General features: G+C 69.8%; 1 protein-coding gene. It reads right to left on the bottom strand.

The window, feature by feature from the left end:
* Positions 1–530, bottom strand: a 530-nt coding sequence (locus RUGAMON1_RS32660; protein WP_445234428.1) for an AMP-binding protein, incomplete at both ends; no start/stop codon positions are given.

Raw genomic sequence — 530 nt, forward strand, 5'->3', positions numbered from 1 at the left:
TCCTTGTGTCCCTGCGCCCTGGCCATCACCAGCCGCGCGCCGCAGCTGAGCGGCCAGAAGAATTCCCACACCGATACGTCAAAGCTGAACGGCGTCTTTTGCAGCACCACGTCCTGCGCGGTGAGCGCGTAGGCCTGCTGCATCCACACGATGCGGTTGACCACGCCCAGGTGCGCGTTCATCGCGCCCTTCGGCTGCCCGGTCGAACCGGAGGTGTAGATCACATAGGCCAGATGGGACGGCGTCAGCGCCTGCCGCGCCAGATTGTGCACGGCCTGGGCGTGCCATGGCCCGTCCTGCGCCCCCAGGTCGATGCAGGGCGCATCGCCGCCGATGCCGGCCAACGCCTGCCGGCCGGCGCCGTCGAGCAGCACCGCCAGTGGCGCGCTGTCGGCCAGCATGTAGGCCAGCCGTTCATGCGGATAATCCGGATCGAGCGGCACGTAGCAGCCGCCCGCCTTCAGGATGGCCAGCAAGGCCACCACCATGCCCACGCCGCGCTCGGCGCACACCGCCACCCGCGCGTCCGG

It is taken from the genome of Duganella rhizosphaerae (assembly GCF_040364205.1).
GTDB classification, from domain to species: domain Bacteria; phylum Pseudomonadota; class Gammaproteobacteria; order Burkholderiales; family Burkholderiaceae_D; genus Rugamonas; species Rugamonas rhizosphaerae.